Below are 26,595 nucleotides of genomic sequence, written 5' to 3'. Positions count from 1 at the left end.
CTACCGTTGAAGTGTCCGGTTTGTGGAGTTGGACAAATGCCGCGTGATGTCGATTCGGTCGGAGTGGCTGGGGTGGGGGTGCCGCTGCGGCAGCTGCTGGCCGCGGTCGGCGACCCCCTGGTGGACGTGCTCGCCGCGCCACGAGGCCTGGACGTCGAGGTGTGCGATGTGGTCATTGTCGACCCGGAGGAGGAGTCCGGCAGCGGTCGCGATGGCGACTTCGTGCTGGTCATCGGCGCACGTGGCCGGGCAGCGGCGCCGCTGGTGCGTGCCGCCGCGCGCGACGGCGCCCCGGTCGTGGCGGTCAAGGTCGGCTCGGAGCCGGAGGCCCGCGCGCTGCGCGACACCGCGATCGCGGGCGGCGTCGCCCTGCTGGGCGTGCGGCCGGAGGTTCGCTGGGAGCGACTGGAGGCCTACGCGCACACCGCGATCGACAACGTCCGGCTGACCAGCGACGCCGATGTCGGCGAGGCGCTGGGCGACCTGTTCTCGCTGGCCCAGACGGTCGCGGCGATGACCGACGGCATCGTCAGCATCGAGGACACCGCGAGCCGGGTGCTGGCCTACTCGCGCTCCGACGACGAGGTCGACGAGCTGCGACGGCTGTCGATCCTGGGCCGCCAAGGCCCCGAGCCGTACCTGGCGATGCTCCGCGAGTGGGGCGTCTACCAGCGTCTTCGCGCCGGTGAGGACGTGGTGCGCATCGACGATCGACCGGACCTGGGCATCCGGCGGCGGATGGCGGTGGGCATCCACGCGGGCAGCCAGCCGCTCGGCTCGATCTGGGTGCAGGAAGGGCGACGACCGCTGTCGGAGCGCTCCGAGCGCGCGCTGCTGGGTGCCGCCCGGCTTGCCGCGCTGCAGCTGATCCGGCAGCGCTCGGAGGCCACCGCCGGACCGCGGTTGCGGGAGAACCTGCTGGCCGGACTGCTGGAGGGGCGCGTCGACGCGCGTTCGGTGGCCGACAACATCGGCGCCGACGCGGATCGGCCCGCCGTGGTCGCGGTGTTCACGCTGCGGCCGGCGGGCAGCGTGGACCGCTCCGAGCTGGAGCTGCAGCGCGCCGAGATGACCGGGCTGATCTCGGTGCACGCCTCCGCCTATCGGCGCAGCGCGCTGGTCACGACCCTCGGATCGCGGGTGTACGTGCTGCTGCCGGAGTTGCCGGAGCGCTCCGCCGCGCAGTCGGCGCTGTCGCTGACCCGCGAGATCGTCACCGCCGCCAAGCAGCACCTGACCTCGCGCGTTCAGGCCGGTGTCGGCTCGGCCGTGCCGACCCTCGACGAGGTCGCCGAGTCCCGGGCGGAGGCCGACCGGGTGCTGGACGCGCTGGTCCACGACATCGACGCCGAGGTCGCGACGATCTCCGACGTCCGGGCGCAGGTGGTGATCAGCGAGATCCTCACCGTCCTGCAGGGCAACGAGCGCTACCGCGACGCCCGGCTCACCGCGCTGCACGACCACGACGCCGAGCACGCCGCGGACCTGGCGCGCAGCCTGCTGGCCTACCTGGACCACTTCGGTGACGTCAAAGCCGCCAGCTCAGCGCTGCACGTCCACCCCAACACGCTGCGCTACCGCGTCCGGCGCGCCACGGACCTCACCGGCATCGACCTGGCGGACCCGACGGAACGCCTCAACACCCACCTCCAACTCCTGCTCACCAAGCGCACCCGACACCGCCCGACCTGACCAGGAACACCCGCCAAGCCGGCGCCCTTCGAATTTCGCGCGAAGTTCGACGCGGAAACCCCGGAGTCGAATTTCGCGCGAAATTCGAAACCCCCACGTCAGAACGGGGGCTCTGGAGCGCGCTGGCCCGCGTCGCCACTCGGCCGGGTGAAGGATTCGAATTTCGCGCGAAATTTGGGGCGGGACTTCTGGCCTCGAACTTCGCGCGAAATTCGACAGGCGGGTCAGAGCTTGCGGAGGCGGACCCTGTTGATGGAGTGGTCGATGTCCTTGCGGAGGACCAAGGTGGCGCGGGGGCGGGTGGGCAGGATGTTGTCCACCAGGTTGGGTTCGTTGATGGTGCGCCAGAGGTGGTCGGCCTCGGCGCGGGCCTCGTCGTCGGAGAGCTCGGCGAAGTGGTGGAAGTGCGACTCCGGATCGGCGAAGGCCGTGCTGCGCAACGCCAGGAACCGGTCGGTGTACCAGCGGGCGATGTGCTCGGTGCGGGCGTCGACGTAGACCGAGAAGTCGAACAGGTCCGAGACGGTGAGGCTCGGCCCGGACTGCAGGACGTTGAGGCCTTCGACGATGAGGATGTCGGGCTGGCGCACCACGTGCTGCTCACCGGGCAGGATGTCGTAGGCGACGTGCGAGTACACCGGCGCGGCGACCTCGGGAGCCCCGGACTTGACCTCGGTGACGAAGCGCAGCAACGCGCGCCGGTCGTAGCTCTCCGGGAACCCCTTGCGGTGCATCAGCCCGCGCCGCACCAGCTCCGCCTTGGGGTAGAGGAAACCGTCGGTGGTCACCAGGTCCACGCGCGGGTGATCGGGCCAGCGGGCGAGCAGGGTGCGCAGGATGCGGGCGGTGGTGGACTTGCCAACCGCGACGCTGCCCGCGAGGCCGATGACGAAGGGCACCTTGGTGCCGGGGGCGTCATCACCGAGGAACGTGGTGGTGCTCTCGTGCAGCCGCTGCCTGGCGGCCACCTGCAAGCTGATCAGCCGCGACAGCGGCAGGTACACGTCGGCGACCTCGTCGAGGTCGACCGGCTCACCGAGGCCGCGCAGCGCGACCAGTTCGTCTTCGCTCAGCGGGAGGGGGAGCGAATCGCGCAGTTCCCGCCATTGCGCGCGGTTCAGCTCCACGTACGGGCTCAGTTCGCGAACGCGCGTCACAAGCACCCCTCAGCATCGAGGCCCGGTAATACTCCCGGCAGCACCGGAAAGCCCCGGTGGCGCCCGGGAAAACCCTAGGCGTACGGCACCGGGTAACGCTGTGATCCAGTGCACGCTGAGACGCAGTAGACACGACTCAACCGATCAACACCGGACCGGCGCAATTCGCGCACCGGTCCGGTGCCGGCGATCAGGAGTTGAGCTTGGACTTGCGGTAGCCGTAGACGAAGTAGACGACCAGGCCGATGAGGAACCAGAGGGCGAACCGGCCCCAGGTCAACGGCTCCAGGAACGTCACCAGCCAGATCGAGAAGCCGATGCCGATGAGCGGCACGACCGGCATGCCCGGGGTCTTGAACTCGCGCGGCAGGTCGGGTCGCTTGTAGCGGAGCACGATCACCGCGGCGCACACGATCACGAACGCCAGCAGGATGCCGATGTTGGTCAGCTCCGCGGCTTCACCGATGGGCAGCAGACCGGCGATGACCGCCGAGGCGATGCCGATCAGCCAGGTGAAGCGGGTGGGCACCTTGCGCACCGGGTGGGTCTTGCCGAACCACGCGGGCAGCAGGCCGTCGCGGCTCATCGAGTAGCCCACGCGCGTCACGCCGAGCATGAAGGTGAACATCACGGTGAGGATGCCGAGGATCGCGCCGACGGCGATGATCGCGCCGAGCATCGGCAGGCCGACGTCGGCGAAGGCCGAGGCGAACGCGCTCTCGGACTTGATCTGCTGGAACGGGATCATGCCGGTCAGCACCAGGCAGGCCAGCACGTACAGCACCATCGAGATGCCCAGCGAGTACAGGATCGCCTTGGGCATGTGCTTCTGCGCCTCTTTGGACTCCTCGGCGGCCGTGCTCATGGCGTCGTAGCCGAAGACCGCGAAAAACACCGTGGCGGCACCGGTGATCGCGCCGCTGGCGCCGAAGGGCAGGAACGGCGTGTAGTTGCCGGTGTTGATGTAGAAGGCGCCGACCCCGATCACCAGCAGCACCACGGCGACCTTCAGGTAGACCAGGAAGGTCTCGAACCGCGCGGCCGACTTCATGCCCAGGTTCAGCATGAACGCGATGAACAGGCACAGCACCACGGCGAAGAGGTTGACCTTGTAGCTGCCGGGCGCGACACCGGCCTCCTCGGTCCCGGGTGCTCCGAGCATCCACACCGGCAGGTCGATCCCGGCGTAGTTGAGCAACTCGTTGAAGTAGCCGGAGATGCTGATCGCGACGACCGCGACGATCGCGGTGTACTCCAGCAGCAGGTCCCAGCCGATCAGCCAGCCCACCACTTCACCGAGCACGGCGTAGCCGTAGGTGTAGGCGGAACCGGCCTTGGGGATCATGCCCGCGAACTCGGCGTAGGAGAACGCGGCGGCGGCACTGGCGACGCCGGCGATGAGGAACGAGATCAGCACCGCCGGTCCGGCCTTCTCGTTGGCGACCGCGCCGGCCAGCGAGAAGATCCCGGCGCCGATGATGCCGCCGACGCCGATGGCGGTGAGCTGCCACAGGCCCAGGGATTTGCTCAGGCCCGTTTCCTCGCCGTCCGAGGTGATGGTCTCGATCGGCTTGCGGCGAAACATTCCCCGCCCGGGTTGCAGGCTAGGTGCTGACACATCGACTCCATTGTTCGAAATCACAGGTTGCGGCGAAACGTACGCCGCAGGATCGAGTGTCGCGCTGTGCTCTCGAACGACAGTTCAGGCCTCGCGTTGTCCGATGGCACAACCACCCACCGCGCCTGCCCCCACGGGCAGGGGCGAGAACCGCGGTGGCGAATCCTGCGGTTTCGCCCCGACGGAGCGTGAGGGGGTCAGGGACGGGGGAGGGGCTGGGCCGGGGGATGGTGAGGTCGGTGCGCACGGGCCGTGACTGCGGGGGCGTCCGATCGTTAGTGTTCTCACCCGGAGCGTCGAAATGTCGGCCCCAAAGGAAGTGGGAGAGCGATGTCCAGTTATCGCACCGTCGTCGTGGGAACGGACGGCTCCGCGCCTTCGCTGCGCGCGGTCAGCCGGGCCGCCGAGGTCGCCAGCACCTCGTCGGCGCGGCTGGTGATCGTCTGCGCCTACTACCCGACCGACCCGAAGGAGCTGGAACGCGCCGCCGACGAGCTCGGCGACGAGGCCTTCCAGGTCATGGGCTCGGCCCCGGCCAACGACACGGTGCAGACCGCCTCGGACACCGCTCGCCAGGCCGGTGCCGCCGAGGTCGAGACCGTCGCCTCGGTGGGTGAGCCGGTCTCGGTGCTGGTGGACGCGGCCGACAAGCACAGCGCCGACCTGCTGGTGGTCGGCAGCCGCGGGCTCAACACCCTCAAGGGGCGCATCCTCGGCTCGGTGCCTTCCGAAGTGTCCCGCCGAGCTGATTGCGACGTGCTCGTTGTCCGAACATCGCGATGACCGCATCCGGCGGATCGAGGAGATCCTCCTCGGTTCGCCGCCGCTCTACACCAAGGACGAGGTCGCCGAGGCCGCCGGTGTTCCGCTTCAGCGCGCCGAGCAGCTGTGGCAGGCGATGGGCTTCGCCCACGTCGACCCCGATCAGGTGATCTTCACCGATGCCGACGTCGCGGCCCTGCGCGCCCTGGTGTCGCTGGTGTCGGCCGACGTCATCCCCGACGAGCTCGAATCCGCCGTGGCCCGCTCGCTCGCGCAAACCATGTCGCGGCTGGCCGAGTGGCAGACGGGCCTGTTCAAGTCGTTGCTGGGGGAGAAGTTCTCCACCGACGTGGACACCACCTCCGAGGTGGCGGCGGCGATCGTGCCGGTCATGGAGAAGATGCAGGACTACGTGTGGCGGCGGCACCTGGCCGCCACGGTGTCCCGCGAGCTCGACGAGCGCGATCCCGGCATCGACGAGCGCGTGCAGGTCGTGGGGTTCGCCGACCTGGTCGGTTACACCCGGCTGATCCGCGACTTCACCGAGCTGGAGCTGACCCGGCTGATCGACGGCTTCGAGTCGCTGGCCGGTGGCGTGGTGGCGCAGAACCGCGGCCGGGTCATCAAGACCGTCGGCGACGAGGTGCTGTTCGTAGCCGACAGCCCCGAGGAGGGCGCGGAGATCGCGCTGACCCTCAACGAGGAGATCGACAAGAACGACCTGCTGCCGCCGCTGCGTATCGGGCTGGCGCGGGGGCCGGTGCTGGCCCGCTTCGGCGACGTCTACGGCTCGACGGTGAACATCGCCAGCCGCTTGACCTCGGTGGCCCGGCCCGCCTCGGTGCTCATCGACCGCGAGCTGGCCGCCTCGCTGCGCGGCCACGAGAGCTACAAGCTCATCTCGGTGGGCCCCACGAAGGTGCAGAGCTTCCGCGGCCTGCGCGCCTGGGCCCTGCAGCGGCGCTAGGCCGCGCGACTACTCCGATCACGTCAAATGTGATCGAAATATCGCTGAACTTGCATGTATCACGCAAGCAGCGGTGGGAACGCCCCGTTCGGGTTTCCAACCTGCGGTTTTGCGATCTCCGAAGATCGCGGAACCACCCTTCGCCACCGGGTTTTGGGCTGTTCGTCGGCTTGCGGGCGGTTTCCGGTGGCCGGTTAAAGGGGGTGCTTGCGTCCGGATCCGGCATTACGGTCGAGGTATGGCGGATCGGGTAACGCCGATGATCGGCGAGCATTCCGACGACGTGGCCGAACTGGTCGCGCAGTACGCACAACTGCCGGCCGGAGCACCGGTCCGGCTCGCCAAGCCCACCTCGAACCTCTTCCGGTTCCGCGCGCCCAACGAGTCGCCGGGACTGGACGTCGGTCGCTTCACCAAGGTCTTCGACGTCGACGCCGAGGCGGCAACGGCGCAGGTCCAGGGCATGGCGACCTACGAGCAGATCGTGGACGCGCTGCTGCCCACCGGGCACATCCCGAAGGTCGTGCCGCAGCTCAAGACCATCACGCTGGGCGGCGCGGTGGCCGGGCTGGGCATCGAGTCGACGTCCTTCCGCAACGGGCTGCCGCACGAATCGGTGCGCGAGATGGAGATCCTCACCGGCGATGGTTCGGTCGTGGTGGCCCGGCCGGACAACGAGCACGCCGAGCTGTTCCGGGGGTTCCCGAACTCCTACGGCACGCTGGGCTACGCGCTGCGGCTGGAGATCGAGCTGGAGGCGGTGAAACCCTTCGTCAAGCTCCGGCACGTCCCGTTCGCCACCGCCGCCGAGTGCGCCGAGGCCATCGCCCGGATCTGCGCGGACGGTGAATTCGACGGGGAGCAGGTCGATTTCATCGACGGCACCGTGTTCACCCCGAGCGAGCACTACCTCACGCTCGGGTCCTATGTGGATTCCGCGCCCTTCACCAGCGACTACACCGGGACCCAGATCTACTACCGGTCGCTGCAGCGGCGGCGCGTCGACTACCTGAGCATCCGCGACTACCTGTGGCGCTGGGACACCGACTGGTTCTGGTGCTCGCGGGCCATCGGCGTGCAGCACCCGCTGATCCGCCGGTTCTGGCCCGCCAAGCACAAGCGCTCCGACGTCTACCGGCGGATCGTGGCCTGGGACCGGCGGCACTCGGTGACCGACCGGCTCGCCGTGCTGCAGGGCAAGGGCCTCAACGAACCGGTGATCCAGGACGTGGAGATCCCGGTCGACCGGCTGCCGGAGTTCCTGGAGTTCTTCCACCGCGACATCGGCATCTCGCCGATCTGGCTGTGCCCGGTCACGTTGCGGGACGAGCAGGGCTGGCCGCTGTACCCGATGGACGCCGACACGCTCTACGTCAACGTCGGCTTCTGGGCGACCGTGCCGCTGCGCCCGGGCGAGGCGCCGGGCAGGCACAACCGCGCCATCGAGCGCCAGGTCACCGAGCTCGACGGGCACAAGTCGCTGTACTCCAACTCCTACTTCGAGGAGGACGAGTTCTGGCGGCTGTACAACCGACCGGCCTACCAGCGGCTGAAGGACACCTACGACCCGAAGGACCGATTGCCGGGGCTGTACGAGAAGTGCGTTCGCGAGCGCTGACTCGCGGGGGAACGACACATCAAACTGGAGAGGAGAACCTCTGATGGGATGGGCAGGGGTGTTCGAGCGGATTCTCGGCGGCGACCTGTCGGTGGAGATCCGCGCTTTCGACGGCAGCCGGGCAGGCGCCGCCGGGGCCGATGTGTGCGTGGAAGTCCGCTCGCCGCTGGCGTTGTCGCACCTGGCCGCCGCGCCCGGTGAGCTGGGGCTCGGCCGCGCCTACGTCAGCGGAGCGCTCGAGGTGCACGGCGACATGTACACCGCGCTCGCGGCGTTCCCCGCGGTGACGCTCAACGACGTTCCACCGGAGCTGCGCCGCGAACTGACGTTCAAGCTCGCCGGGTACCGGTTCTGGTGGCCGGTGCGGGTGCCCGAGGTCGAGCACCGCTCGCGCGGCTGGCGGCACTCCAAGAGCCGCGACAGCCAGTCGATCTCGTACCACTACGACGTCTCCAACCGCTTCTACGAGCACGTCCTGGGCCCGTCGATGGCCTACACCTGCGCGGTCTACCCCGGGCAGGACGCCAGCCTGGAGCAGGCGCAGTTCACCAAGCACGACCTGGTCGCCCGCAAGCTCGACCTCTCCGAGGGCCAGCGGCTGCTCGACGTCGGCTGCGGCTGGGGCGGCATGGTCATGCACGCCGCCGAGCGCTACGGGGTGCGCGCGCTGGGCGTGACCCTCTCGCGGCAGCAGGCCCAGTGGGCGCAGAAGGCCATCGCCGAGCGCGGCCTGGCCGACCTCGCCGAGGTCCGCCACATGGACTACCGCGACGTGCGGGAAACCGGGTTCGACGCGGTGAGCTCCATCGGGCTGACCGAGCACATCGGCGTCAAGCAGCTGCCGCACTACTTCTCGTTCCTGCAGGACAAGCTGGTTCCCGGCGGCCGGATGCTCAACCACTGCATCACCCGCCCGCACGGCCACCAGAAGGCACGGCCGGGCAAGTTCATCGGCCGCTACGTGTTCCCCGACGGCGAGCTCGAACCGGTGGGCACCCTGGTGTCGGCGATGAACGACAACGGTTTCGAGGTGCGGCACGAGGAGAACCTGCGCGAGCACTACGCGCTGACCCTCACCCACTGGTGCGAGAACCTCGACCGCAACTGGTCGGCCGCGGTCGCCGAGGCCGGTCTCGCCCGGGCGCGCGTGTGGCGGCTGTACATGGCGGCCTGCCGGCTGGGCTTCGAACGCAACAACGTGCAGCTGCACCAGGTGCTGGGCGTGAAACTCGACGGCACTGACGCCCGGATGCCGCTGCGTCCCGCGTTCTAGCGATGAGTTCCGCTGCGTGAGCGGGTCTATCCCTTCAGTCTGGTTTCCGCGACGGAGGGATAGACCCATGTACGAGTTCAACCAGAAGATCACCCCGAACCTGTGGTTCGACACCGAGGCCGAGGACGCCGCGAAGTACTACTGCTCGATCTTCCCGGATTCGCGCATCGTGCACGTCATGCACCACGGCGAGGCCGGCCCGGGCGAGCCCGGCACGGTGCTGGTGGTGCAGTTCGAACTGTTCGGGCAGCAGTTCGTCGCCCTCAACGGGGGACCGCAGTTCAAGTTCACCGAGGCGGTTTCGCTGGAGGTCACCTGCGAGTCGCAGGAGGAGATCGACCGGCTGTGGGAGCAGCTCGGCGAGGGCGGCGAGCACGGCCCCTGCGGCTGGCTCAAGGACCGCTACGGCCTGTCCTGGCAGATCACGCCCCGCCGCCTGCTGGAGCTGATCACCTCATCGGATCCCGCGGTTTCCGACCGGGTCATGAAGGCGATGCTGAGCATGGGCAAGCTCGACATCGCCGAACTCGAGGCCGCCGCCCGGGGTTGATCACAGGTCGTCGAGGCTCAGGGGCGGGACGAGGTCCGAGGACCGGGTCCTGGTCCAGTGGGCGCCGGTCTCGCGGCGGTCCCGGCGGCTGTTGAAGCGGTAGCGGTAGAGGTCGGCCTTGACCAGCTTCGGCGGTTCGCCGGGGAACGGGTTGTGCCGGAGCAGCGCCAGGACCTGGGGCTCGTTGCGGAGCAGGGCGCGAAGGAACCTCGGCAGCCAGCCGCGGCCGTAGGAGGGGTTGATGGCGACGAACCACATCAGCCAGTCCAGCCGCAGGTGGTACGGCGCGACCTGCGGTGGTCGGCGCGCGGGATCGCCGGGCTTGGCCTTGAACTGGTACTCCCGCCACGGGCCGTCCAGGTCCTCGGCGCCCTGCACGACGACCTCGTAGCGGACCCGCGTGATGCTGCCGAACGCGCCGTAGGTGTTGCCCAGGTGCAGCCGGTTGAAGCTGCGGTTCATCACCTGTCCGCTGCCCAGCATGTTGCGCACCGGCCAGTAGGCCAGCACCACGAACAGCGCCGTCACCGCCAGCACCGGCACCGCGAACCAGCCCGGGGGATCGGGCAGCGCGGCCGGTGGTCCGCTGATCGCGGCGAACGCCAGGGTGATGGTCAGCAGGTTCAGCCACGCGAAGTTGCCGCTGAGCATCAGCCACAGCTGCGTCACGATGATGATCATCGCGGCGACGGACGCCACCGGCTGCGGGGCGAACAGCAGGAACGGCACGACCAGCTGCGTGCCGTGGTTGGCCAGCACCTCGACCTTGTGCAGCGGCCGCGGCAACCAGTGGAAGGAGCGGCTCAGCGGTCCGGGCAGCGGCTGGGTCTCGTGGTGGTAATACAGCGCGGTGAGGTCGCGCCAGCAGGAGTCGCCGCGCAGCTTGATCAGACCGGCGCCGAACTCCACCCGGAACAGCAGCCAGCACAGCAACCACAGGACCGGCGCTGGTGGGGCGATGTGCGCCGGCCCCAGGAAGATCGCCAGGAAACCGGCTTCGAGCAGCAGCGACTCCCAGCCGAAGCCGTACCAGACCTGGCCGACGTTGACGATCGACGAGTACAGCACCCACAGCAGCGCCCACAGCACCAGCCACGCCCACACCGGGGCGAAGTCGGCCACCTGAGCCAGCAGGCTCGCCGCCGCACCCGTCCAGCCCGCGCCCGCCAGCCAGCGGTCCGAGCTGCGGAAGTGGAACAGGCTCGGCGCCCGCCGGAACGGCACCCGCTCGACGAACCGGGCGACCGGGGTCAGGCCGCGTTCGCCGAGCAGACCGGGGAACTGGCGCAGGAAGCTGATGAAGCCGATCAGGTAGACCAGGGCGATCAGGTGGGTGACGGCGAACCGAGCCGCCTGGTAGTCGGGTGCGCTCATCCAGTGCCACATCGCCGCGCCTCCTTCCACGCCGCTTCGCGAGGTGTGCCGCCGACTAGAATCGCGCATCTGCGAACGCTGTGGAGGGCAAGGCTGTGCTGGACGAAGTGGTGGAGGTGCTGGCCTGCCCGCACTGCGGCCGTGACCTGGGACGAAGCGGGAACTCGCTGCGCTGCTCGTCGAACCACGTGTTCGACTTCGCGCGGCAGGGCTACGTCAGCTTGCTGTCCGGGCGCAGCAAGGTCGTCGGCGACACCGCGGAGATGGTCGCCGCCCGCGCCGAGTTCCTGGACGCCGGGCACTACGACCCGATCGCCGAGGCCGTCGCCTCGGCCGTGACCGGCGACGGCCCGGTCGTCGACATCGGCGCCGGTACCGGCTTCTACCTCGCTCGCGCGCTGGGCGACCGGATCGGTGCGGCCCTGGACGTCTCCAAGTACGCCTGCCGCCGGGCGGCCAAGGTTCACCCGCGCGTGGGTGCGGCCGTGGCCGACGCGTGGCAGCCGCTGCCGATCCGCACCGGCGCGGCCGCCACCGTCCTCAACGTCTTCGCGCCCCGCAACGCCCCGGAGATGCGCAGGATCCTGCGGCCGGGAGGTGAGCTCGTGGTCGTCATCCCCAACCCCGGGCACCTGACCGGCCTGGTCGACCACCTCGGGCTGCTCAACGTCGACGAGTCCAAACCGGAACGCCTCGCCGAGCAGCTCGCGGAGCACTTCACCCCGCTGGACCGGCGGACGGTCGAGTTCCCGCTCACCCTGACCCGCGCCGAGGCCCGCGCGGCCATCGCGATGGGCCCCAGCGCCTGGCACACCACTCCCGACGCCCTCGAAGCCGGGATCGCCGCCCTGCCGTCCCCGCTCGCCCCCACGGCCTCGGTCACGGTCGCCCGCTACCGCCGGACCCCCTGACCCCTCACCACCCGAACGGGCGACGAAATTCGAAATTCGCGCGAAATTCGAACCCGGCGGAGGGGGTTCAAATTTCGCGCGAAATTCGAATGGGGCGTGGCCCCGGTGGAGTTAGTTCGGGGTGTGGGTCTTCTGGGGGATGTTCCAGGGGTTCTCGTCCTGGAGGGCCGGCGGGAGGAGGGCCGGCGGGACGTTCTGGTAGGTGACCGGGCGGAGGAAGCGGTCCCGGGCCGCCGTGCCGACCGAGGTGAAGCGGGCGTCCGTGGTGGCCGGGTAGGGCCCGCCGTGCTGCATCGCGTGGGAGACGGCGACGCCGGTGGGCCAGCCGTTGAACAGCACGCGACCGGCGCGTTCCCGCAGGCGGGGCAGCAGGGTGGCGACGAAGTCGGTGTCGGAGTCCTCCGCGTGCACGGTGGCGGTGAGGTTGCCCTCGAACGCCTCGGCGGCGCGCCGGGCCTCGTCCTCCGAGGAGTAGGTGACCACGATGGACAGCGGGCCGAACACCTCCTCCAACAGCGAATCCCGGTGCTCCAGCAGGGTTTCCACATCGGTGGCCAGCAGCGTGGGCACCGCGCCCTGCTCGGTGTCGGAGTCGTCGGCCGCGCCCTCGGCGAGCACCCGCACCCCCGGGACCTCGGTGACCACGGCGCGGCGCCCGCAGTAGCCGTGGTGCAGCCGGTCGTTGAGCAGCCGGTGCGCGGACACCGCTGCCGACTCCTCGGCCAGCGCGCCCTCCAGGTCGTGGTCGGCGGGCAGGAACAGCAGGCCGGGCTTGGTGCACAGCTGACCGGCGTTGCCGGAGTAGGAGGTCACGTACCCCTTGGCGATCTCGGCGCCGCGCGCCGCGACCGCGCCCGGCGTGACGAACACCGGGTTGAGGCTGCCCAGCTCGCCGAAGAACGGGATCGGCTTCGGCCGCGAGTTGGCGATGTCGAACAGCGCCCGCCCGGCCGGCACCGAACCGGTGAACGCCGCCGCCTTGATCCGCTCGTCGCGCAGCGCCGCCGTGCCGGTCTCGAAGCCGAGCACGACGCTGAACGTGCCCTCCGGCGCACCCGCCGAGCGCAGCGCCTCGGCGACGATCTCGCCGGTGCGCACCGACAGCTCCGGGTGACCGGGGTGGCCCTTGAGCACCACCGGACATCCGGCGGCCAGCGCGGCGGCGGTGTCGCCACCGGCGACGGAGAAGGCGAACGGGAAGTTGCTGGCGGCGAACACCAGCACCGGGCCGACCGGCAGCAGCATCCGCCGCAGGTCCGGCTTGGGGCCCAGCGCGAAGTCCGGGTCCGCCCGGTCGAAGGTCACCTGCAGGTGCTCGCCGGTCTCGATGGTCTCGGCGAACAGGCGCAGCTGGAAGGTGGTCCGCTTGAGCTCGCCGGTCAGGCGGCCCTCGGACAGGTGCGATTCGCTGATGGCCAGCGGGATGAGCTCACCGGCCGCGGCGTCCAGCGCGTCGGCGACGGCCCGCAGCTGGCGGGCCCGCTCGGCGGGGGCCTGCTCGCCGAAGGGCTCGGCGGCGTCGGCGGCCCGCTGCAGCGCGGCGTCGAGTTCGGCTCGGGTGGTGTCCGGGATCTGCGTCGCGGTCAACGTCCCATCCTTTGCGCGATCGAGAGAAGTCCGCCACCACCGTAGTACGCCGGATGGTCGGCGCGCCGCACGGTGTTCGACATTGCGCATGGTCCGACATCACGAATCGCAACCCAGCGCCACGACGAACAGCGCCGCCTGGTCCGGGCAGGTCAGGTCGCAGTCGGTGAGCTCGGCGATGCGGCGCAGCCGGTTGAGCACCGTGTTGCGGTGGCAGTACAGCTCCGCGGCGACCGCGCCCGCCGAACCGGTGCGCAGGTAGGCCGTCGCGGTCTCCAGCAGCCGGGCGCGCTCGCCCGCTCCGATGCCGCGCATCCGGCCGAACACCGCCGCGGCCAGCGCGGTGCCCGGTTCGCCCAGCCGTCCGGCCACCACCGAGGTCCAGGCGTCGGTCAGGGTGCGCGGGCCGGCTTCGGCCGCACCGGTTCCGGCGAGTTCGGCGGCGATGCGCACCGCGCGGGGCACGCCCGCGAGCGTGCGCGCGACCGGCGCCAGCCCGCACGGCACGTCCTGCAGCCAGCGCGACGGCACGGCCGAGACCCCGGCGGGCAGCTGCGCGATGAGCACCGGCCGCCGGTCGACGTCCTGCAGGTGCACCGCGATGCCCCGGGCCGACAGGCCGTCGACGGCGTCGCGCAGCGGGCGGGTCGCCGACAGCGGCGCGGCAGCCACCGCGAAGTCCGCCTCGGTGGACACGTCCAGTGCGGTGGCGACCTGCGCGACGACCTGCGCGTCGCGCGCGTCGGTGGCCAGCAGCCGCGCGACCAGCTGGGAGCGCTCGTGCTCCTGCTCGCGCGCCACCACCGCCGCTTCGGCCAGGTAGGCGAGGTGGATGCGGGTGGTGTGGTGGTCGACCGCGGCCCACACCCGGGAGGCGCTGCGCACCAGCGAGGACATCTCGTCCTCGGACACCCGGCGGGTGAAGGCGTCCCACAGCACCCGGAAGTCGAAGCGCACCGCGTGCAGCAGCACCTCCAGCGGCACGCCCGCCTGCGCGCGGCTGCGCCCGATCCGCTCGCACAGGTCCGCCAGCCGGTCGGGCACCGCCAGCCCGCCGACCAGCCGCAGCAGCAGCTCCATGCTGCCCTCTGCGTGCTCGCGCAGCTCCGCCCACGGCACGGCGTCGCTGGCGTAGGGCTCCATCGAGCGCAGCTCGGCCAGGAACACCGCGACCAGCTCGTCGAGATCGTCCAGGCAGGAGTGCACCAGCCTGCGCAGCGGTCCGTTGGGTGTGACCGGCGCGTGAAGCGAAGTGTGCATTCGCCCAATCTAGGGCGATCAGATGGCGTGGATCCATCATTGTGCTGGGCCGGTGACCAGAGGACTGTGCTCTCATGCACTTGACGCCCCGCGAGCAGGAGCGGCTGAACCTGTTCACCGCCGCGGAGCTGGCCCGTCGCAGGCTGGCGCGCGGCGCTCTGCTCGGCGCACCCGACGCCGTGGCCTACGTGTGCGACGAGATCTGCGAACTGGCCTGGGACGGCGTGGACATCGACGAGATCGTGCGCCGCGCCGGCGAGCTGCTGCGTCCCGACCAGGTGCAACCGGGGGTGCCCGCGGCCGTCCCGGTGATCCAGGTCGAAGCGCTGTTCCCGCACGGCAGTTCGCTGGTGCACGTGCCGCAACCGTTCGGCCCGCCAGGACCGGACGCGCCCGGGTCGGTGCGCCCCGCCGACGGCGAGGTCGAGCTGGCCGCCGGTCGTGAGCGCCGGACGGCGCGGCTGCACAACACCGGTGAGCGCTCGGTGTGGATCTCCTCGCACTTCCCGCTGGACCAGCTCAACCCGGCGGTGCGCAGCGACGTCGAGCTCACCGGGTTCCGGTTGGCGATCCCGGCGGGCATGGCGGTGCAGCTGGAAGCGGGAGAGCGCAGGGAGCTCGAAGTCGTGGCGATGGGAGGCCGGCGATGACCCGCATGTCCCGCGAGCGCTACGCGGCGCTGTACGGGCCGACCACGGGCGACCTGGTGCGGTTGGCCGACACCGACCTGTGGGTGCGTGTGGAGGACGACGACTCCGAGCCCGGTGAGGAACTGCTCGGCGGCTGCGCCAAGACCACCCGCGATGGGCTGCTGGTCGCGCCGAAGGCCGGTCGGGACAGCGCGCTGGACATGGTGATCCTCGGCGTGCTGCTGCTCGATCCGGTGCTGGGCGTGCGCAAGACCAACATCGGCATCTCCGACGGCCGCGTCGTCGGCGTCGGTCGCGCGGGAAACCCGCAGGCGATGGACGACGTGGAGCTGGTCGTCGACTCGCACACCGCGATGATCACCGGCGAGGGCCTGATCGCCACGCCGGGCGTGGTCGACTCGCACGTGCACCTGTCCAGCCCCGAGGTGGTGCCCGCCGCCCTGGCGGCCGGGGTGACCTCGCTGGTGGGCATGGGCATGGGCGGTGTGTGGGACGTCGGCGCGAACCCGGCCTGCAACCTGCACTCGATGATCGAGGCGTGGCGGGACGTGCCGATCAACGTCGCGTTCCTGGCGCGCGGCTCGTCCTCGTCGAACGACCTGCTGGAGCGGGCGGTGCTCTCGGGCGCGGGCGGGTTCAAGATCCACGAGGACTGGGGTGCGACCCCGCACATCGTGGACACCTGCCTGGGCGTGGCCGAGCAGGCGGACCTGCCGGTCGCGCTGCACACCGACACGCTCAACGAATCCGGTTTCCTCGCCGACACCCTGGAGGCCACGAGGGGCCGCACGGTGCACGCCTACCACGTCGAGGGCGGTGGCGGGCATCCCGACCTGCTGGAGATCGTGGGCAGTCCGCACGTGCTGACCTCCTCGACCACCCCGACGCTGCCGCTGACCCCGGCCGCGGTGTCCGAGCTGTTCCCGATGACCATGACCGTCCACAGGGGACATTCGTCGGTGGACAGCGACAGGGGCATCGCGGGCAGCCGGGTCCGCGAGCACGGCATCGCCGCGGAGAACGCGCTGCACGACTCCGGGGCGATCAGCATCGTCAACTCCGACTCCATGGGCATGGGGCGCATCGCCGAGACCGCGCGCCGCACCTGGCAACTCGCGCACGTGCAGGCCGCGCTCGCCGGCGAGACCGGGCCCGAGCACGTCGACAACGAGCGGGTGCTGCGCTACCTCGCCAAGATCACCCTCAACCCGGCGATCGCGCACGGCATGGCCCACGAGGTCGGCTCGCTGCTGCCCGGCAGGCTCGCCGACATCGTGCTGTGGCAACCCGCCTGGTTCGGCGCGCAACCCGATCTGGTCATCAAGTCCGGTTTCGTCGCCTGGGGCGCCAGCGGGTCGGGATCCGGCTCCACCCGACTCACCCAACCGAGGGTCATGCGGCCCTTCTTCGGCGGACTCGGGGCCGCGCCCCGCAGGCTGTCCACGGTGTTCGTCGCCGACGCCGCCGACCGAGCGCGCCTGCCCAGCGGCCCGAACTACGCGCCCGTGCGCGATAGCAGGGGTCTGACCAGGGCGGACATGGTGCGCAACACCGCGACCCCGCGCGTGGAGGTTCCGCGCGAACCGGGTCCGGTGTCGGTCGACGGGGTGGAGGTCGACGTGCACCGAGCTGCCACGCTGCCGCTCACCCGGATGCACAACCTGGCTTGAGGAAGGGAAAACATCAGTGCTCGACCTGCTGCTGCGCGACGTCCGCGCCCTGACCATGACCCCGCAGCGCCCCACCGCGCACGCCATCGGCGTGCTCGGCGGGCGCATCGTCGGGGTGGACGAGGAAGTCGCCGACCTGCCCGCGCGCCGGGTGATCGACGGCGGCGGCGCGGTCGTGACGCCCGGTTTCGCCGACTCGCACAACCACATGGTCTGGTACGGGCTTTCGCTCGCCGAGCTGGACCTGTCGGGCTGCGGATCCGCCGAGGAGCTCTACGACCTCGTCGCGGCCAAGGCCGCCGAACTGCCGTCGGACGGCTGGGTGATCGGATCCGGCTACGACGACTTCGTCATCGGCGGGCACCCCGACCGCGCCAAGCTCGACCGGGCCGGTGGCGGCAGGCCCGTGTGGCTCAAGCACCGCTCCGCGCACATGTGCGTGGCCAGCACCGAAATCCTCGACAAGGCAGGCGTTCTCGACGGATCCGCCCGCGTTCCGGAAGGCGGCGTGGTCGAGCGCGACGCCGACGGCGCCCCGACCGGCCTGCTCGCCGAGCAGGCCCAGCAGCTGGTCGACGCGCTGGTCAAGCCCTACCCGGTCGAGGAGCTGGCCGCCGCGATCGCCCGCGCGGCCAAGCGCTACGCGGCCGAAGGGCTCACGCACGTCACCGAGGCCGGTGTCGGCGGCGGCTGGATCGGGCACAGCCCGGCCGAGGCCGCTGCGTACCAGCTGGCGCGGCAGCGCGGCGACCTGCCGCTGCGGGTCGAGCTGATGCCGGCCACCGAGGTGCTGCACCAGGTCGGGCCGGACGCGTTCGGCCTGGACCTGGGGCTGCGCAGCGGGTTCGGCGACGACTTCCTGCGCATCGGGCCGATGAAGATCTTCACCGACGGCGCGCTGTCCAGCCGCACCGCCGCGGTCACCGAACCCTTCCACGGGCACGGCGGTCTCGGTGTCCTCGGCGACGATCCCGACGTGCTGCACGAGCGGATCCTGACCGCGCACCGCGGCGGCTGGCGGATCGCCGCGCACGCCATCGGCGACCGCGCCATCGACCTGACGCTGGAGGCCTTCGAGGCCGCCCAGCGCGAGGTTCCGCGACCGGACGCGCGGCACCGCATCGAGCACTCGGCGATGGTGCGCCCCGACCAGCTCTCCCGGATGGCCGCGCTGGGCGTCATCCCGGTGCCGCAGTCGCGGTTCCTCTACGAGATCGGCGACACCATGATCGAGGCGGTCGGCGAGGAGCGGGAGCCCTGGCTGTACCGGCAGAAGTCCTTCGTGGACGCCGGTTTGGTGGTGCCCGGCAGCTCGGACCGCCCGTGCGTGTCCAACGGCGCGCCGCTGCTCGGGATGCGCTCGATGGTCGACCGCACCACCAAGGCCGGGCGGGTGCTCAGCCCCGACGAGCGGGTCGACGCGACCGAGGCGCTGCGCGCCTACACCACCCACGCGGCGTGGGCGGCGGGGCAGGAGAACGAGCGGGGCCGCATCGCCGCGGGCATGTTCGCCGACCTCGTGCTGCTCGACGCCGACCCGACCACCGCGCCCGCCTCGGCGATCGGCGACATCGACGTGCGCGCCACGTTCGTCGCCGGTCGAGCGGTGCACGGCGCGGAGGAGTTCGCAGAAGTCCCCACCTGATCCGGCACACCAGGGAGGCTCCGTGACCGAGACAGCGAGCACGGAACGCATCGAACCCGCAGAGGCGCGCAAGGTCGCGTTCGCCGCATTCGTCGGTACCGCGCTGGAGTGGTACGACTACTTCCTCTACGGCACGGCCGCGTCGATCGTGTTCGACCGGCTGTACTTCGCGACCGAGGACCCGGCGGTGGCCACCCTGGCCGCTTTCGCCTCGTTCGCGATCGGTTTCGTCGCCCGGCCGATCGGCGCGGTGGTCTTCGGGCACCTCGGCGACCGGATCGGGCGCAGGCGCAGCCTGCTCATCACGGTCACGATGATCAGCATCGTCACGGGCCTCATCGGTCTGCTGCCGGACTTCGTGGCGATCGGCCTGGCCGCGCCGCTGCTGCTGACCGCGCTGCGGGTGCTGCAGGGAATCGCGGTCGGCGGCGAGTGGGGCGGCGCGGTCACCCTCGCCGTGGAGCACGCGCCGCCGGAGCAGCGCGGGCGGTTCGCGGCGCTGCCGCAGATCGGTTCGCCGGTCGGCACCCTGCTGTCCTCGGGCGGGTTCTACCTGGTGGCGATGCTGCCCGACGAGTCGTTCGACTCGTGGGGCTGGCGGCTGCCGTTCCTGGCCGCGTTCCCGCTGCTGGGCGTGGCGATCTACCTGCGGCGCCGGGTCGGGGAGTCGCCGCTGTTCGAGCAGATGCTCGCCGAGCACGACCGCGCCTCGGTGCCCGCGGTGGAGCTGTTCCGCACCGCGTGGCGGCAGGTGCTGATCGGCATCGCGGCGTCGCTGATCGGCATCGGCGGCTTCTACCTGCTGACCACGTTCGTGATCAGCTACGGATCCGGGCAGCTGGGACTGCCGAAGTCGCTGATGCTGGCGGCGACGCTGGTCGCCGCCGCGTGCGAGGTGGTGACGCTGATCTTCGGCGGCAGGCTCGCGGACCGGTTCAGCCCCGGCAAGGTCTGCCTGTGGGGCGGGGTCCTGTCGGCGGTGATGGCGTTCCCGGTGTTCTGGATGATCGACACCCGCAACCCGGCGCTGGTGATCATCGCGGTGACGCTGGGCATCAACTGCCTGTCGATCCCGTACGCGGTCTCGGGTTCGCTGCTCGCCGGCCTGTTCCCGGTGCACCTGCGCTACAGCGGCGTGGCCATCTCGTCCAACCTCAGCGGCACGATCAGCGGCTTCGTCCCGCTGGCCGCCAGCGCCCTGCTCATCGCCAGCGGCGAACAGTCCTGGTCCGCAGCGACCCTCCTGCTGGTCCTGGCCCTCATCACCGCACTGGGCGGCCTCCTCGGCCACCGAGCAGCCCGGCCCTGACCGACGGTTCCGCACAGTCAGGGGTCCCCGTCGCCGACTGCGGCGATGGGGACTCCTGATTCGGGCGGCTTCTATCCGATTTTGGACTCAGCTGCGGAGCGGCGATTACCTTCTCAATCCCGAGTTGCCAGGCCACAGACGTCATGCGTCGCTTTGCCCCGAGCGCTCAGGACGCACGGAGCCGACGAACTCCTGGAAGTCGCCCACGACGGAGTTGAAGTTCTCCTCGGTGGCGGTAAGCGCCAACCTGATCACGGCCTGCTCGGCGGGCCGGAGGACGTCGGACATCAGCAGGTAGACCTGGCACTGCACGAGTTCAAGGCGGCTGTTACCGCCAGAGGTCGTCACTCACCCGATGTGCCACTTGCCGTCATCTTCCTTACCAAGGGTGACACCGGCCTCGGCTCCAGCTCCGGCCCACGCTTCCCCCGTGAGGTTCACACCGATGCCACCGACGTCCGCGCCGGCTTTGCCTGTCTCCTTCGCGCCGACGAAGGCATCCGCGGATGCGTGGACGCCATCTCGACCGGCCATTGCCTGGGCGCCAGCTTGAGCGCCGGCGAACACTTCCCCCTTGGCGTTGGCGCCAAGGGGCCCTGCGTCCACTCGACCCTCCAACGTGGCTTTCCCGCCAGCGGATGCCTCAACCCTCGCTTTAAGCCCCTCATCGGTGACAGACGCCGCTGTGGTTCCCGCGGCCTCGGCAACCAACTCCGCCTTGCCAGCGCTTCAAGAAATCGTTTCCGGCTGTTCCCTCGGCAGTCGCCTTGCCCAGCTGCGCGAATGCCTTGAGCTCGCCGAGCTTGCCGTCCGCTGGCCCTTTCGCCTCAACGCCTGCGCGGGGACCGCTTAGATCGACCTTCCCGGTCGACTTCTGATCACGAGTGGCGAGTTCGACGAGTTCATCGAGAAGGCCACGTTCCCGCGACTGTTGCCGCCCAATCTGTTCTGCGACTAGCTTCCCAAAATCCTCTAGCTGCTGGCGCGCACGCTTGAGGAGTTCGACCGCTTCCTAAAACACCCCCCGGCCTACCGGCAGCTGCGTTGGCTTGGTTCTGCGCATTGGCCTGATCAACGGCCGCGTTGTATTCGGCCACAGCTTTCGCAGTCGCTGACTCGCCTTCTTCCCACCTGGCAATGGCTTCGGCTGCCTGCCCTTGAGCCCAGCGCAGCGTCGAGGCGTACTCGGTCAACGATTTCGAGGCGGAGTCAAGCAGATCGCTGACCTTGAGCCACTTCGGTGGCTCCTTCGAGAACAGGTCCATGAACGCGTGGCTTGCCTCGCCTGTCCAGCCGACGACGTCGACGCGCTTGAGCCTGTCTCCTACAGCGCCGAACTCCTCGCTCTGCCGGCGGAGTTTTCTGACGGTGTCGTCGACGGAATCGGCCTCACCTGGAATCAAGGCCTTGGGATCACTGGTCTGGCCGAGTTCGGCCATCACTGACCTCCAGCTGTTGCGGGGCAGGACGTTGATGACGATGGCGTGGCTCGCCTAAACGGGTGTGCGGTGCCGGGTGGTCATCAGTTAAAGTGAAGTCCGTGTCGAGCCCCGAATCGGACACTGTGGGGGCTTTCGGTCACGCCGTCAGCCCCCTGAACCACTAGCCTTCCCGCCCAGCTTCTGTATGCGTGGGCGGCTGTTTGGGCATTCAATCGGGCTGGCCGTGGTGACGAGACGCCTTCTGTTCGTGTCTTGCCTCGGAGTTGCTCGATGCCTTTCGCTCTCTACTTGCTTGCCCTCGCGGTCTTCGCCATGGGCACCTCAGAGTTCATGCTCGCCGGCCTCGTGCCGGACATCGCCACCAGCCTCGACGTCTCGGTTGGAACGGCCGGACTGCTCACTTCGGCCTTCGCGGTCGGGATGATCGTCGGCGCTCCCACGATGGCTGCCTTCGCCCGCCGGTGGCCCGCACGTGCCACGCTCCTCGGTTGCGTGGTGGTCTTTGCCCTCTGCCACGTAGTCGCCGCGATCACCCCGTTCTTCTCCGTGCTTTTCGCAACCCGCGTCTTGGCTGCCGTTGCCAATGCCGGCTTTCTGGCGGTCGCCCTGAGTGCCGCGAACCGTCTTGTAGCCTCGGACCAGAAGGGACGTGCCCTGGCGGTCCTTCTATCCGGTACGACGATCGCTACCGTCGCTGGCGTCCCAGCGGGAGCGCTGCTCGGTACGGCAATGGGCTGGCGGAGCACGTTCTGGGCAGTCGCGCTGTTGTGCGTCCCCGCAGCAATCGGCATCCTCACCGGAATCCGCCCCCGCCCGGAATCAGCACCGGAAGGGCCCGGGGGTGGCCCTTCCTTGGTTTCCGAGTTGGCCCAGCTCCGAGCGCCCCGTCTGCTCATGGCAATGCTGCTCGGCGCGCTGGTCAACGGTGGCACCTTCTCCGCATTTACCTTTCTCGCACCCGTCGTGACTGGGACCGCCGGGCTGAATGAGGTGTGGGTGCCGCTGGCGCTGGTGCTGTTCGGCATTGGATCCTTCGTCGGAGTCACTGCCGCCGGGAGACTCTCCGACCAGCACCCTCGCCTGGCTCTCGGCGTGGCCGCGCCCATCCTGCTCTTGGGGTGGCTGGCTTTCGCACTACTCGCGGCACACCCCCTACCGCTTCTGATCCTGGTCTTTGTCCAGGGCGTCTTGGCGTTCGCGGTGGGAAGCACGCTGATCGCGCGGGTCCTCTATGCGGCGTCCGAAGCTCCCACCATGGGTGGTTCCTATGCAACCGCCGCGCTCAACATCGGTGCTGCCGCCGGTCCGGCAATCGGGGCTGTAGCGCTGTCGGGTTCCGCTGACCTAGGTCCTGTGTGGGTGGCAACTGTCTTGACCGGGATCGCGTTGCTCATGCTACTGCCATCGCTGGGGCTCATCGCGCCGCGGGACCGGACTGTGGAGGTCGTCCGGTGACTCACGCGAACGCTCCGCTGAGCCTCGAAGGGCGTCGCCGACTTATCAACCGATGCCGGATTCGACCGATCGCTCACGTCGCCGCGGAGATGGGCATCTCGCGCGCCTGCGCTTCAAAATGGGTCGACCGGTGGCGACGGCAGGGTGAGGCCGGACTCCTCGACCGGCCCTCGACGCCGCACCGGAGCCCCAACGCGACGCCCGCATCGGTCATCGAGCAGATCGAGACCTGGCGACGCGAGCACAAGTGGTCAGCCCAGCGCATCACCGACGAACTCGCCGGCCTGGGCCACGACGTCAACCGGCGCACCGTGACTCGGCACGTCACCCAACTCGGGCTCGGTCGCCGCCGATTCATCGACCCTGACGGCGACAACAACCGCAAACCGGGCGAGATCATCGCCCGCTGGCCCGGGCACATGGTGCACCTCGACGTGAAGAAGGTCGGCCGAATCCCCGACGGCGGCGGCTGGCGTATCCACGGCCGCGGCAGCGACCAAGCCAAAGCCGCAGACCGGGCGAAATCAGCGGGTGCGAAACGCGGTTACACCTACCTGCACTCGGCCGTCGACGGGTTCTCCCGGCTCTCCTACACCGAACCTCTCAGCGACGAGAAGGGAGCAACCGCTGCGGCCTTCCTGGCCCGAGCGAAAGTCTGGTTCGCCGCCCACGGCATCACCCACATCCATCGCATCGTCACCGACAATGGCGCGTGCTACCGCTCGGGCGACTTCGCCCGAATCGTCGGCAATCAGCCCCGACACCAGAAGACCAAGCCGTACACCCCACGCCACAACGGAAAGGTGGAGCGCTACCAGCGAATCCTCGCCGAGGAACTGCTCTACGCCCGGGACTTCACCAGCGAAGACGCCCGCTCAGCAGCAATCGCCGTCTGGAACATTCACTACAACTATCACCGACCTCACTCCGGTGCGGGCTGTCAGCCACCAGCCTCGCGCTTGCAGGAAGGCGTCGCCAACGTCCTGCCCTCATGCATCCAGCGATCGATCCGGAATGCGGCGATACATCGCCGACCGCCTTCTGCACCGCCTCCTTGGCCTGAAGATCCCGTTCGACGTAGGACCGAGCGTCTCTTTCAGCGCGTCACTCGCCGACTCGGATGTCTGCGCGAGGATTTGAGCAGATAACTCAAGGCCAGAACAGAAGTCCATCAACGCCTGCTGCAAGTCCACATGTCCGAACTCGCCTGTCGAGCTCGCAAGATCACCAAGCGTGCCGCGGACCATGTCCGCCACCGCATCGGCAATTCGTGTTGCTGCGTCCCCCAACGCAGCTGGATCGACGTCGAACTCGTCGCCCATTCGGCTCTCCTCAAAGCTCGGACTGCACGGATCATCCTTGCGTCCCAGCACGAATTCGCGACGACAGCAGGTTCGACGAAGGCTGGACGCACCCTCGGGAAGTTCAGAGCGAGCCGAACGCCACGCCCCGCCAGGTCCAGCCGACTCCGGTAACGACTTCCTGCAACGGTCCCTTCAGCTCGGCCGAGGAGAAGGTGTTCTGAGTCTCCTTGACCAGTTTCCCGTTCTCGTCCCTGGAGAAGGTAGCGCTGTACGATTTCTTATTGATCTGGCCACGTTCGTAGCGCTTTCCCACGGTCAATTGAGGAGTTTGACCAGCCCAGGTGACCAGGAACTCCTCGTCAAGAGACCGAACCTCGTTCTTGGAGGTATCGAGACGCATGAGTGTCCGGTTCGTCTTCGTGGTCTTACCGAAGTACCCGAAACAACGAGCATCGGCGATCTTCCACTCTGCGATCAAATCGACGCCCTCTGCCCGGCCGTCACGAATCACGAATGGCCGATCCGGGCTGTTCACGCTCAGCAGAGCCGCGTACACGGTCTCTGCGGGCTGAGGTGCAACACCTTCAGCAGGCCGTTTCGTTCCGGTGAAGAAGTCGAACAGGCCCATCGCATCACCTCATGGAGCAAAGCTGCTGATCGTGCCGGCGGCACAGGTTTGCTTCGGAAGCGGCTCGGTTCAGAACTGCGCCTGAGTCACAGTTGTCCCAGGCTCGGCTGCTCATCCGCAGTGAAGGCTATCAGGCACGCCCTCACCCAGGGGCGGTGTTGAACACGCCAAATCGGGTTCCGTTGCAAATGCCGACGGAACCCGACTGGTCAGGTTCGACGTTCGAAAGAGTCCGCACTGATGCTTCACGGTTCTCCGCCCGGCGAGCTTTCCCGGCGGGTCGTGTGACGAGAAACGTCCCTGCGCAACGGTTGCGCAGGGACGTTCCTGAGAAGGTGCGGTGTCACTCCGCTCGGGAGATCTTGACCATTTCGTCGCGGGCGACGACCTTGATGCGTTCGCGGCCGTGGGGTTCGCCGAGGGACTTCTCGTGGTCGTCCAGGCGGGTCCAGCCGTCCCAGGTCGTGTACTCGATGCCGCGTTCCTCCAGCACCTCGATGATGCTGTGGGAGTCGGGCTCCTCGGCCTCGGGGAGCTTGTCGAGGTCCTCGAGCAGGTTGTTGATCGTCTCCAGGGCGTCGCCCTTGGTGTGGCCGATCAGGCCGACGGGGCCGCGCTTGATCCAGCCGGTCGTGTACACGCCCGGGATGTGGTCGCCGTCGAGGTCCAGCACGCGGCCGCCGTCGTTGGGCACCGTGCCCTTCTTGGCGTCGAAGGGCAGGTCGGCGACCGGCGAGCTGAGGTAGCCGACGGCGCGGTAGACCTGCTGGGCCGGGTAGGTCTCGTACTCGCCGGTGCCGCGCACGTTGCCGTCGCCGGTGAGCTCCATGACCTCGACCTTGAAGCCCTCCACGCGGTCGGTGCCGACCACCTCGACCGGGGCGCGCAGGAAGTGCAGGTGCAGGCGGCGCTCGGTGTTGTTCTTCGGGTCGCGCAGCGCCCAGTCCTGCAGGGTCTTGACGATGGTCTTGACCTGGTTGTTGGACTGGGCTTCCTTCTCGCTGGCCTCGTCCATCTCGAAGCCCTCCGGGTGCACGATGATCTCGACCTCGTCCTGGTGGTCGAGCTCGCGCAGCTCCAGCGGCGTGAACTTGGCCTGCGCCGGGCCGCGGCGCGCGAACAGGTGCACGTCGGTGACCTTCGAGTCCTTCAGGCCCCGGTAGACGTTGTCCGGGATCTCGGTGCTGAGCAGGTCGTCGGCCTGCTTGGCCAGCACCCGGGCCACGTCCAGCGCGACGTTGCCGGCGCCGATGACTGCGACCTGCTCACCGTCCAGCGTCCAGTCGCGCGGCGCTTCGGGGTAGCCGTCGTACCAGTAGACGAACTCGGCGGCGCCGTAGCTGTGCGGCAGGTCGATGCCCGGGATGTCCAGCGGGCGGTCCTGGTCGGCGCCGGTCGAGAAGATCACGGCGTCGTAGTAGCGCTGCAGGTCTTCGAGCTTGACGTCCACGCCGTACTCGACGTGGCCGAGGAAGCGGATCTCGGGCTTCTCCATCACGCGCTGCAGCGCGTTGATGATGCCCTTGATGCGCGGGTGGTCGGGCGCCACGCCGTAGCGGATCAGCCCGTAGGGTGCCGGCATCCGGTCCAGCAGGTCGATCTCGACTGGGGTCTCGGACTTGGTCAGGATGTCGGCGGCGTAAACGCCGGCCGGGCCGGCCCCGACGATCGCGACTCGCAACGGGCGGGTCATGCACTCTCCTCCTGGGTGCGCCGGGCTCGG

22 protein-coding genes and 1 pseudogene are annotated in these 26,595 nt (G+C 69.3%); 13 read left to right on the top strand and 10 right to left on the bottom strand.

Annotated features, from left to right (window positions below):
• Positions 1-36 precede the first annotated feature (36 nt).
• A complete protein-coding gene (locus tag R4I43_RS09645) occupies positions 37-1,692 on the top strand; it encodes a PucR family transcriptional regulator (RefSeq protein ID WP_324265221.1) in 1,656 nt (551 codons plus the stop codon).
• A 224-nt stretch (positions 1,693-1,916) separates the two neighbouring features.
• Here R4I43_RS09645 and coaA read toward each other — a convergent pair whose 3' ends face one another.
• Together coaA and R4I43_RS09635 are read right to left on the bottom strand one after the other, a co-directional pair.
• Positions 1,917-2,849, bottom strand: coding sequence for a type I pantothenate kinase (gene coaA / locus R4I43_RS09640; RefSeq protein WP_324265220.1), 933 nt, complete (start codon positions 2,847-2,849; stop codon positions 1,917-1,919).
• A 190-nt stretch (positions 2,850-3,039) separates the two neighbouring features.
• Positions 3,040-4,434 carry an amino acid permease gene (locus R4I43_RS09635; protein ID WP_407691222.1) on the bottom strand — a complete coding sequence of 465 codons (1,395 nt, stop codon included), beginning with the start codon at positions 4,432-4,434 and terminating at the stop codon, positions 3,040-3,042.
• Between the two features lie 363 nt (positions 4,435-4,797).
• Here R4I43_RS09635 and R4I43_RS09630 point away from each other — a divergent pair, with 363 nt between their 5' ends.
• The 5 genes from R4I43_RS09630 to R4I43_RS09610 all read left to right on the top strand — a co-directional run bounded on the left by R4I43_RS09630 (position 4,798) and on the right by R4I43_RS09610 (position 9,637).
• A complete protein-coding gene (locus R4I43_RS09630) occupies positions 4,798-5,250 on the top strand; it encodes a universal stress protein (RefSeq protein WP_324265218.1) in 453 nt (150 codons plus the stop codon).
• The gene (locus R4I43_RS09625) at positions 5,231-6,196 is read left to right on the top strand and encodes an adenylate/guanylate cyclase domain-containing protein (protein WP_324265217.1); all 966 of its coding nucleotides are present in this window, start codon (positions 5,231-5,233) and stop codon (positions 6,194-6,196) included. Before R4I43_RS09630 ends, R4I43_RS09625 begins: the two co-directional genes overlap by 20 nt.
• Positions 6,197-6,434: 238 nt before the next feature.
• Entirely contained in the window at positions 6,435-7,814 is a 1,380-nt protein-coding gene (locus R4I43_RS09620) for an FAD-binding protein (protein ID WP_324265216.1), read from the top strand.
• 43 nt (positions 7,815-7,857) lie between these two features.
• The gene (locus R4I43_RS09615; RefSeq protein ID WP_324265215.1) at positions 7,858-9,087 is read left to right on the top strand and encodes a cyclopropane-fatty-acyl-phospholipid synthase family protein; all 1,230 of its coding nucleotides are present in this window, start codon (positions 7,858-7,860) and stop codon (positions 9,085-9,087) included.
• Positions 9,088-9,154: 67 nt separating this feature from the next.
• Positions 9,155-9,637, top strand: a complete 483-nt coding sequence (locus R4I43_RS09610) for a VOC family protein (protein WP_324265214.1) — start codon at positions 9,155-9,157, stop codon at positions 9,635-9,637.
• Here the strand turns inward: R4I43_RS09610 and R4I43_RS09605 are convergent, their stop codons facing one another.
• Positions 9,638-11,023: a lipase maturation factor family protein gene (locus R4I43_RS09605; RefSeq protein WP_324265213.1), complete on the bottom strand. Its 1,386-nt coding sequence runs from the start codon at positions 11,021-11,023 to the stop codon at positions 9,638-9,640.
• A gap of 83 nt (positions 11,024-11,106) precedes the next feature.
• Between R4I43_RS09605 and R4I43_RS09600 the strand changes: the two genes are divergently transcribed.
• On the top strand, positions 11,107-11,922 hold the full coding sequence (locus R4I43_RS09600; RefSeq protein WP_324265212.1) for a putative RNA methyltransferase: 816 nt from the start codon (positions 11,107-11,109) through the stop codon (positions 11,920-11,922).
• 111 nt (positions 11,923-12,033) lie between these two features.
• Here R4I43_RS09600 and R4I43_RS09595 read toward each other — a convergent pair whose 3' ends face one another.
• Together R4I43_RS09595 and R4I43_RS09590 are read right to left on the bottom strand one after the other, a co-directional pair.
• Positions 12,034-13,509 carry an aldehyde dehydrogenase (NADP(+)) gene (locus R4I43_RS09595; protein WP_324265211.1) on the bottom strand — a complete coding sequence of 492 codons (1,476 nt, stop codon included), beginning with the start codon at positions 13,507-13,509 and terminating at the stop codon, positions 12,034-12,036.
• A gap of 99 nt (positions 13,510-13,608) precedes the next feature.
• Complete coding sequence (locus tag R4I43_RS09590; protein ID WP_324265210.1) at positions 13,609-14,769, bottom strand: PucR family transcriptional regulator; 1,161 nt, start codon at positions 14,767-14,769, stop codon at positions 13,609-13,611.
• A gap of 74 nt (positions 14,770-14,843) precedes the next feature.
• Here R4I43_RS09590 and ureA point away from each other — a divergent pair, with 74 nt between their 5' ends.
• The 4 genes from ureA to R4I43_RS09570 are packed head-to-tail and all read left to right on the top strand — an operon-like array spanning position 14,844 to position 20,043.
• Positions 14,844-15,419: an urease subunit gamma gene (gene ureA / locus R4I43_RS09585; RefSeq protein WP_324265209.1), complete on the top strand. Its 576-nt coding sequence runs from the start codon at positions 14,844-14,846 to the stop codon at positions 15,417-15,419.
• Entirely contained in the window at positions 15,416-17,089 is a 1,674-nt protein-coding gene (locus R4I43_RS09580) for an urease subunit alpha (RefSeq protein WP_324265208.1), read from the top strand. The genes ureA and R4I43_RS09580 overlap by 4 nt, the downstream gene beginning before the upstream one ends.
• A 16-nt stretch (positions 17,090-17,105) precedes the next feature.
• Complete coding sequence (locus R4I43_RS09575; RefSeq protein WP_324265207.1) at positions 17,106-18,734, top strand: amidohydrolase; 1,629 nt, start codon at positions 17,106-17,108, stop codon at positions 18,732-18,734.
• A gap of 22 nt (positions 18,735-18,756) precedes the next feature.
• The gene (locus R4I43_RS09570) at positions 18,757-20,043 is read left to right on the top strand and encodes an MFS transporter (RefSeq protein WP_324265206.1); all 1,287 of its coding nucleotides are present in this window, start codon (positions 18,757-18,759) and stop codon (positions 20,041-20,043) included.
• A gap of 141 nt (positions 20,044-20,184) precedes the next feature.
• On the opposite strand, the gene R4I43_RS09565 is transcribed toward R4I43_RS09570, so the two are convergent.
• The 3 genes from R4I43_RS09565 to R4I43_RS09555 form a co-directional block, all read right to left on the bottom strand.
• On the bottom strand, positions 20,185-20,391 hold the full coding sequence (locus R4I43_RS09565; protein ID WP_324265205.1) for a hypothetical protein: 207 nt from the start codon (positions 20,389-20,391) through the stop codon (positions 20,185-20,187).
• A complete protein-coding gene (locus tag R4I43_RS09560; RefSeq protein WP_324265204.1) occupies positions 20,392-20,649 on the bottom strand; it encodes a hypothetical protein in 258 nt (85 codons plus the stop codon).
• A gap of 296 nt (positions 20,650-20,945) precedes the next feature.
• Positions 20,946-21,482, bottom strand: coding sequence for a WXG100 family type VII secretion target (locus R4I43_RS09555; protein WP_324265203.1), 537 nt, complete (start codon positions 21,480-21,482; stop codon positions 20,946-20,948).
• Between the two features lie 273 nt (positions 21,483-21,755).
• Between R4I43_RS09555 and R4I43_RS09550 the strand changes: the two genes are divergently transcribed.
• Both R4I43_RS09550 and R4I43_RS09545 read left to right on the top strand, forming a co-directional pair.
• Positions 21,756-22,940 (top strand): Cmx/CmrA family chloramphenicol efflux MFS transporter, encoded by a 1,185-nt coding sequence (locus R4I43_RS09550; protein WP_324265202.1) that lies wholly within the window; start codon positions 21,756-21,758, stop codon positions 22,938-22,940.
• Positions 22,937-23,932, top strand: a pseudogene (locus R4I43_RS09545) (IS481 family transposase); the annotation flags it as partial. The gene R4I43_RS09550 and the pseudogene R4I43_RS09545, both read left to right, overlap by 4 nt.
• A gap of 433 nt (positions 23,933-24,365) precedes the next feature.
• Here R4I43_RS09545 and R4I43_RS09540 read toward each other — a convergent pair.
• Together R4I43_RS09540 and R4I43_RS09535 are read right to left on the bottom strand one after the other, a co-directional pair.
• Positions 24,366-24,872, bottom strand: a complete 507-nt coding sequence (locus R4I43_RS09540; RefSeq protein ID WP_324265201.1) for a hypothetical protein — start codon at positions 24,870-24,872, stop codon at positions 24,366-24,368.
• A gap of 343 nt (positions 24,873-25,215) precedes the next feature.
• Positions 25,216-26,565, bottom strand: coding sequence for an FAD-dependent oxidoreductase (locus R4I43_RS09535; protein WP_324265200.1), 1,350 nt, complete (start codon positions 26,563-26,565; stop codon positions 25,216-25,218).
• Positions 26,566-26,595: the final 30 nt, after the last annotated feature.

The sequence above is a fragment of the Saccharopolyspora mangrovi genome, from assembly GCF_035320975.1.
Taxonomy (GTDB): Bacteria; Actinomycetota; Actinomycetes; order Mycobacteriales; family Pseudonocardiaceae; genus Saccharopolyspora; species Saccharopolyspora mangrovi.
Note: the sequence above shows the minus strand (reverse complement) of the source record. Positions and strands in the feature narration are given on the sequence as shown.

What these genes read in the sequence shown, in the direction of transcription:
- R4I43_RS09635 (WP_407691222.1), bottom strand. Translation starts at nt 4,434, where the DNA reads ATGTTTCGCCGCAAGCCGATCGAGACCATCACCTCGGACGGCGAGGAA.
- R4I43_RS09605 (WP_324265213.1), bottom strand. Translation starts at nt 11,023, where the DNA reads ATGTGGCACTGGATGAGCGCACCCGACTACCAGGCGGCTCGGTTCGCC.
- R4I43_RS09645 (WP_324265221.1), top strand. Translation starts at nt 37, where the DNA reads ATGCCGCGTGATGTCGATTCGGTCGGAGTGGCTGGGGTGGGGGTGCCG.
- R4I43_RS09615 (WP_324265215.1), top strand. Translation starts at nt 7,858, where the DNA reads ATGGGATGGGCAGGGGTGTTCGAGCGGATTCTCGGCGGCGACCTGTCG.
- R4I43_RS09620 (WP_324265216.1), top strand. Translation starts at nt 6,435, where the DNA reads ATGGCGGATCGGGTAACGCCGATGATCGGCGAGCATTCCGACGACGTG.
- R4I43_RS09535 (WP_324265200.1), bottom strand. Translation starts at nt 26,565, where the DNA reads ATGACCCGCCCGTTGCGAGTCGCGATCGTCGGGGCCGGCCCGGCCGGC.
- R4I43_RS09540 (WP_324265201.1), bottom strand. Translation starts at nt 24,872, where the DNA reads ATGGGCCTGTTCGACTTCTTCACCGGAACGAAACGGCCTGCTGAAGGT.
- R4I43_RS09555 (WP_324265203.1), bottom strand. Translation starts at nt 21,482, where the DNA reads ATGGCCGAACTCGGCCAGACCAGTGATCCCAAGGCCTTGATTCCAGGT.
- R4I43_RS09590 (WP_324265210.1), bottom strand. Translation starts at nt 14,769, where the DNA reads ATGCACACTTCGCTTCACGCGCCGGTCACACCCAACGGACCGCTGCGC.
- ureA (WP_324265209.1), top strand. Translation starts at nt 14,844, where the DNA reads ATGCACTTGACGCCCCGCGAGCAGGAGCGGCTGAACCTGTTCACCGCC.
- R4I43_RS09550 (WP_324265202.1), top strand. Translation starts at nt 21,756, where the DNA reads ATGCCTTTCGCTCTCTACTTGCTTGCCCTCGCGGTCTTCGCCATGGGC.
- R4I43_RS09580 (WP_324265208.1), top strand. Translation starts at nt 15,416, where the DNA reads ATGACCCGCATGTCCCGCGAGCGCTACGCGGCGCTGTACGGGCCGACC.
- R4I43_RS09630 (WP_324265218.1), top strand. Translation starts at nt 4,798, where the DNA reads ATGTCCAGTTATCGCACCGTCGTCGTGGGAACGGACGGCTCCGCGCCT.
- R4I43_RS09610 (WP_324265214.1), top strand. Translation starts at nt 9,155, where the DNA reads ATGTACGAGTTCAACCAGAAGATCACCCCGAACCTGTGGTTCGACACC.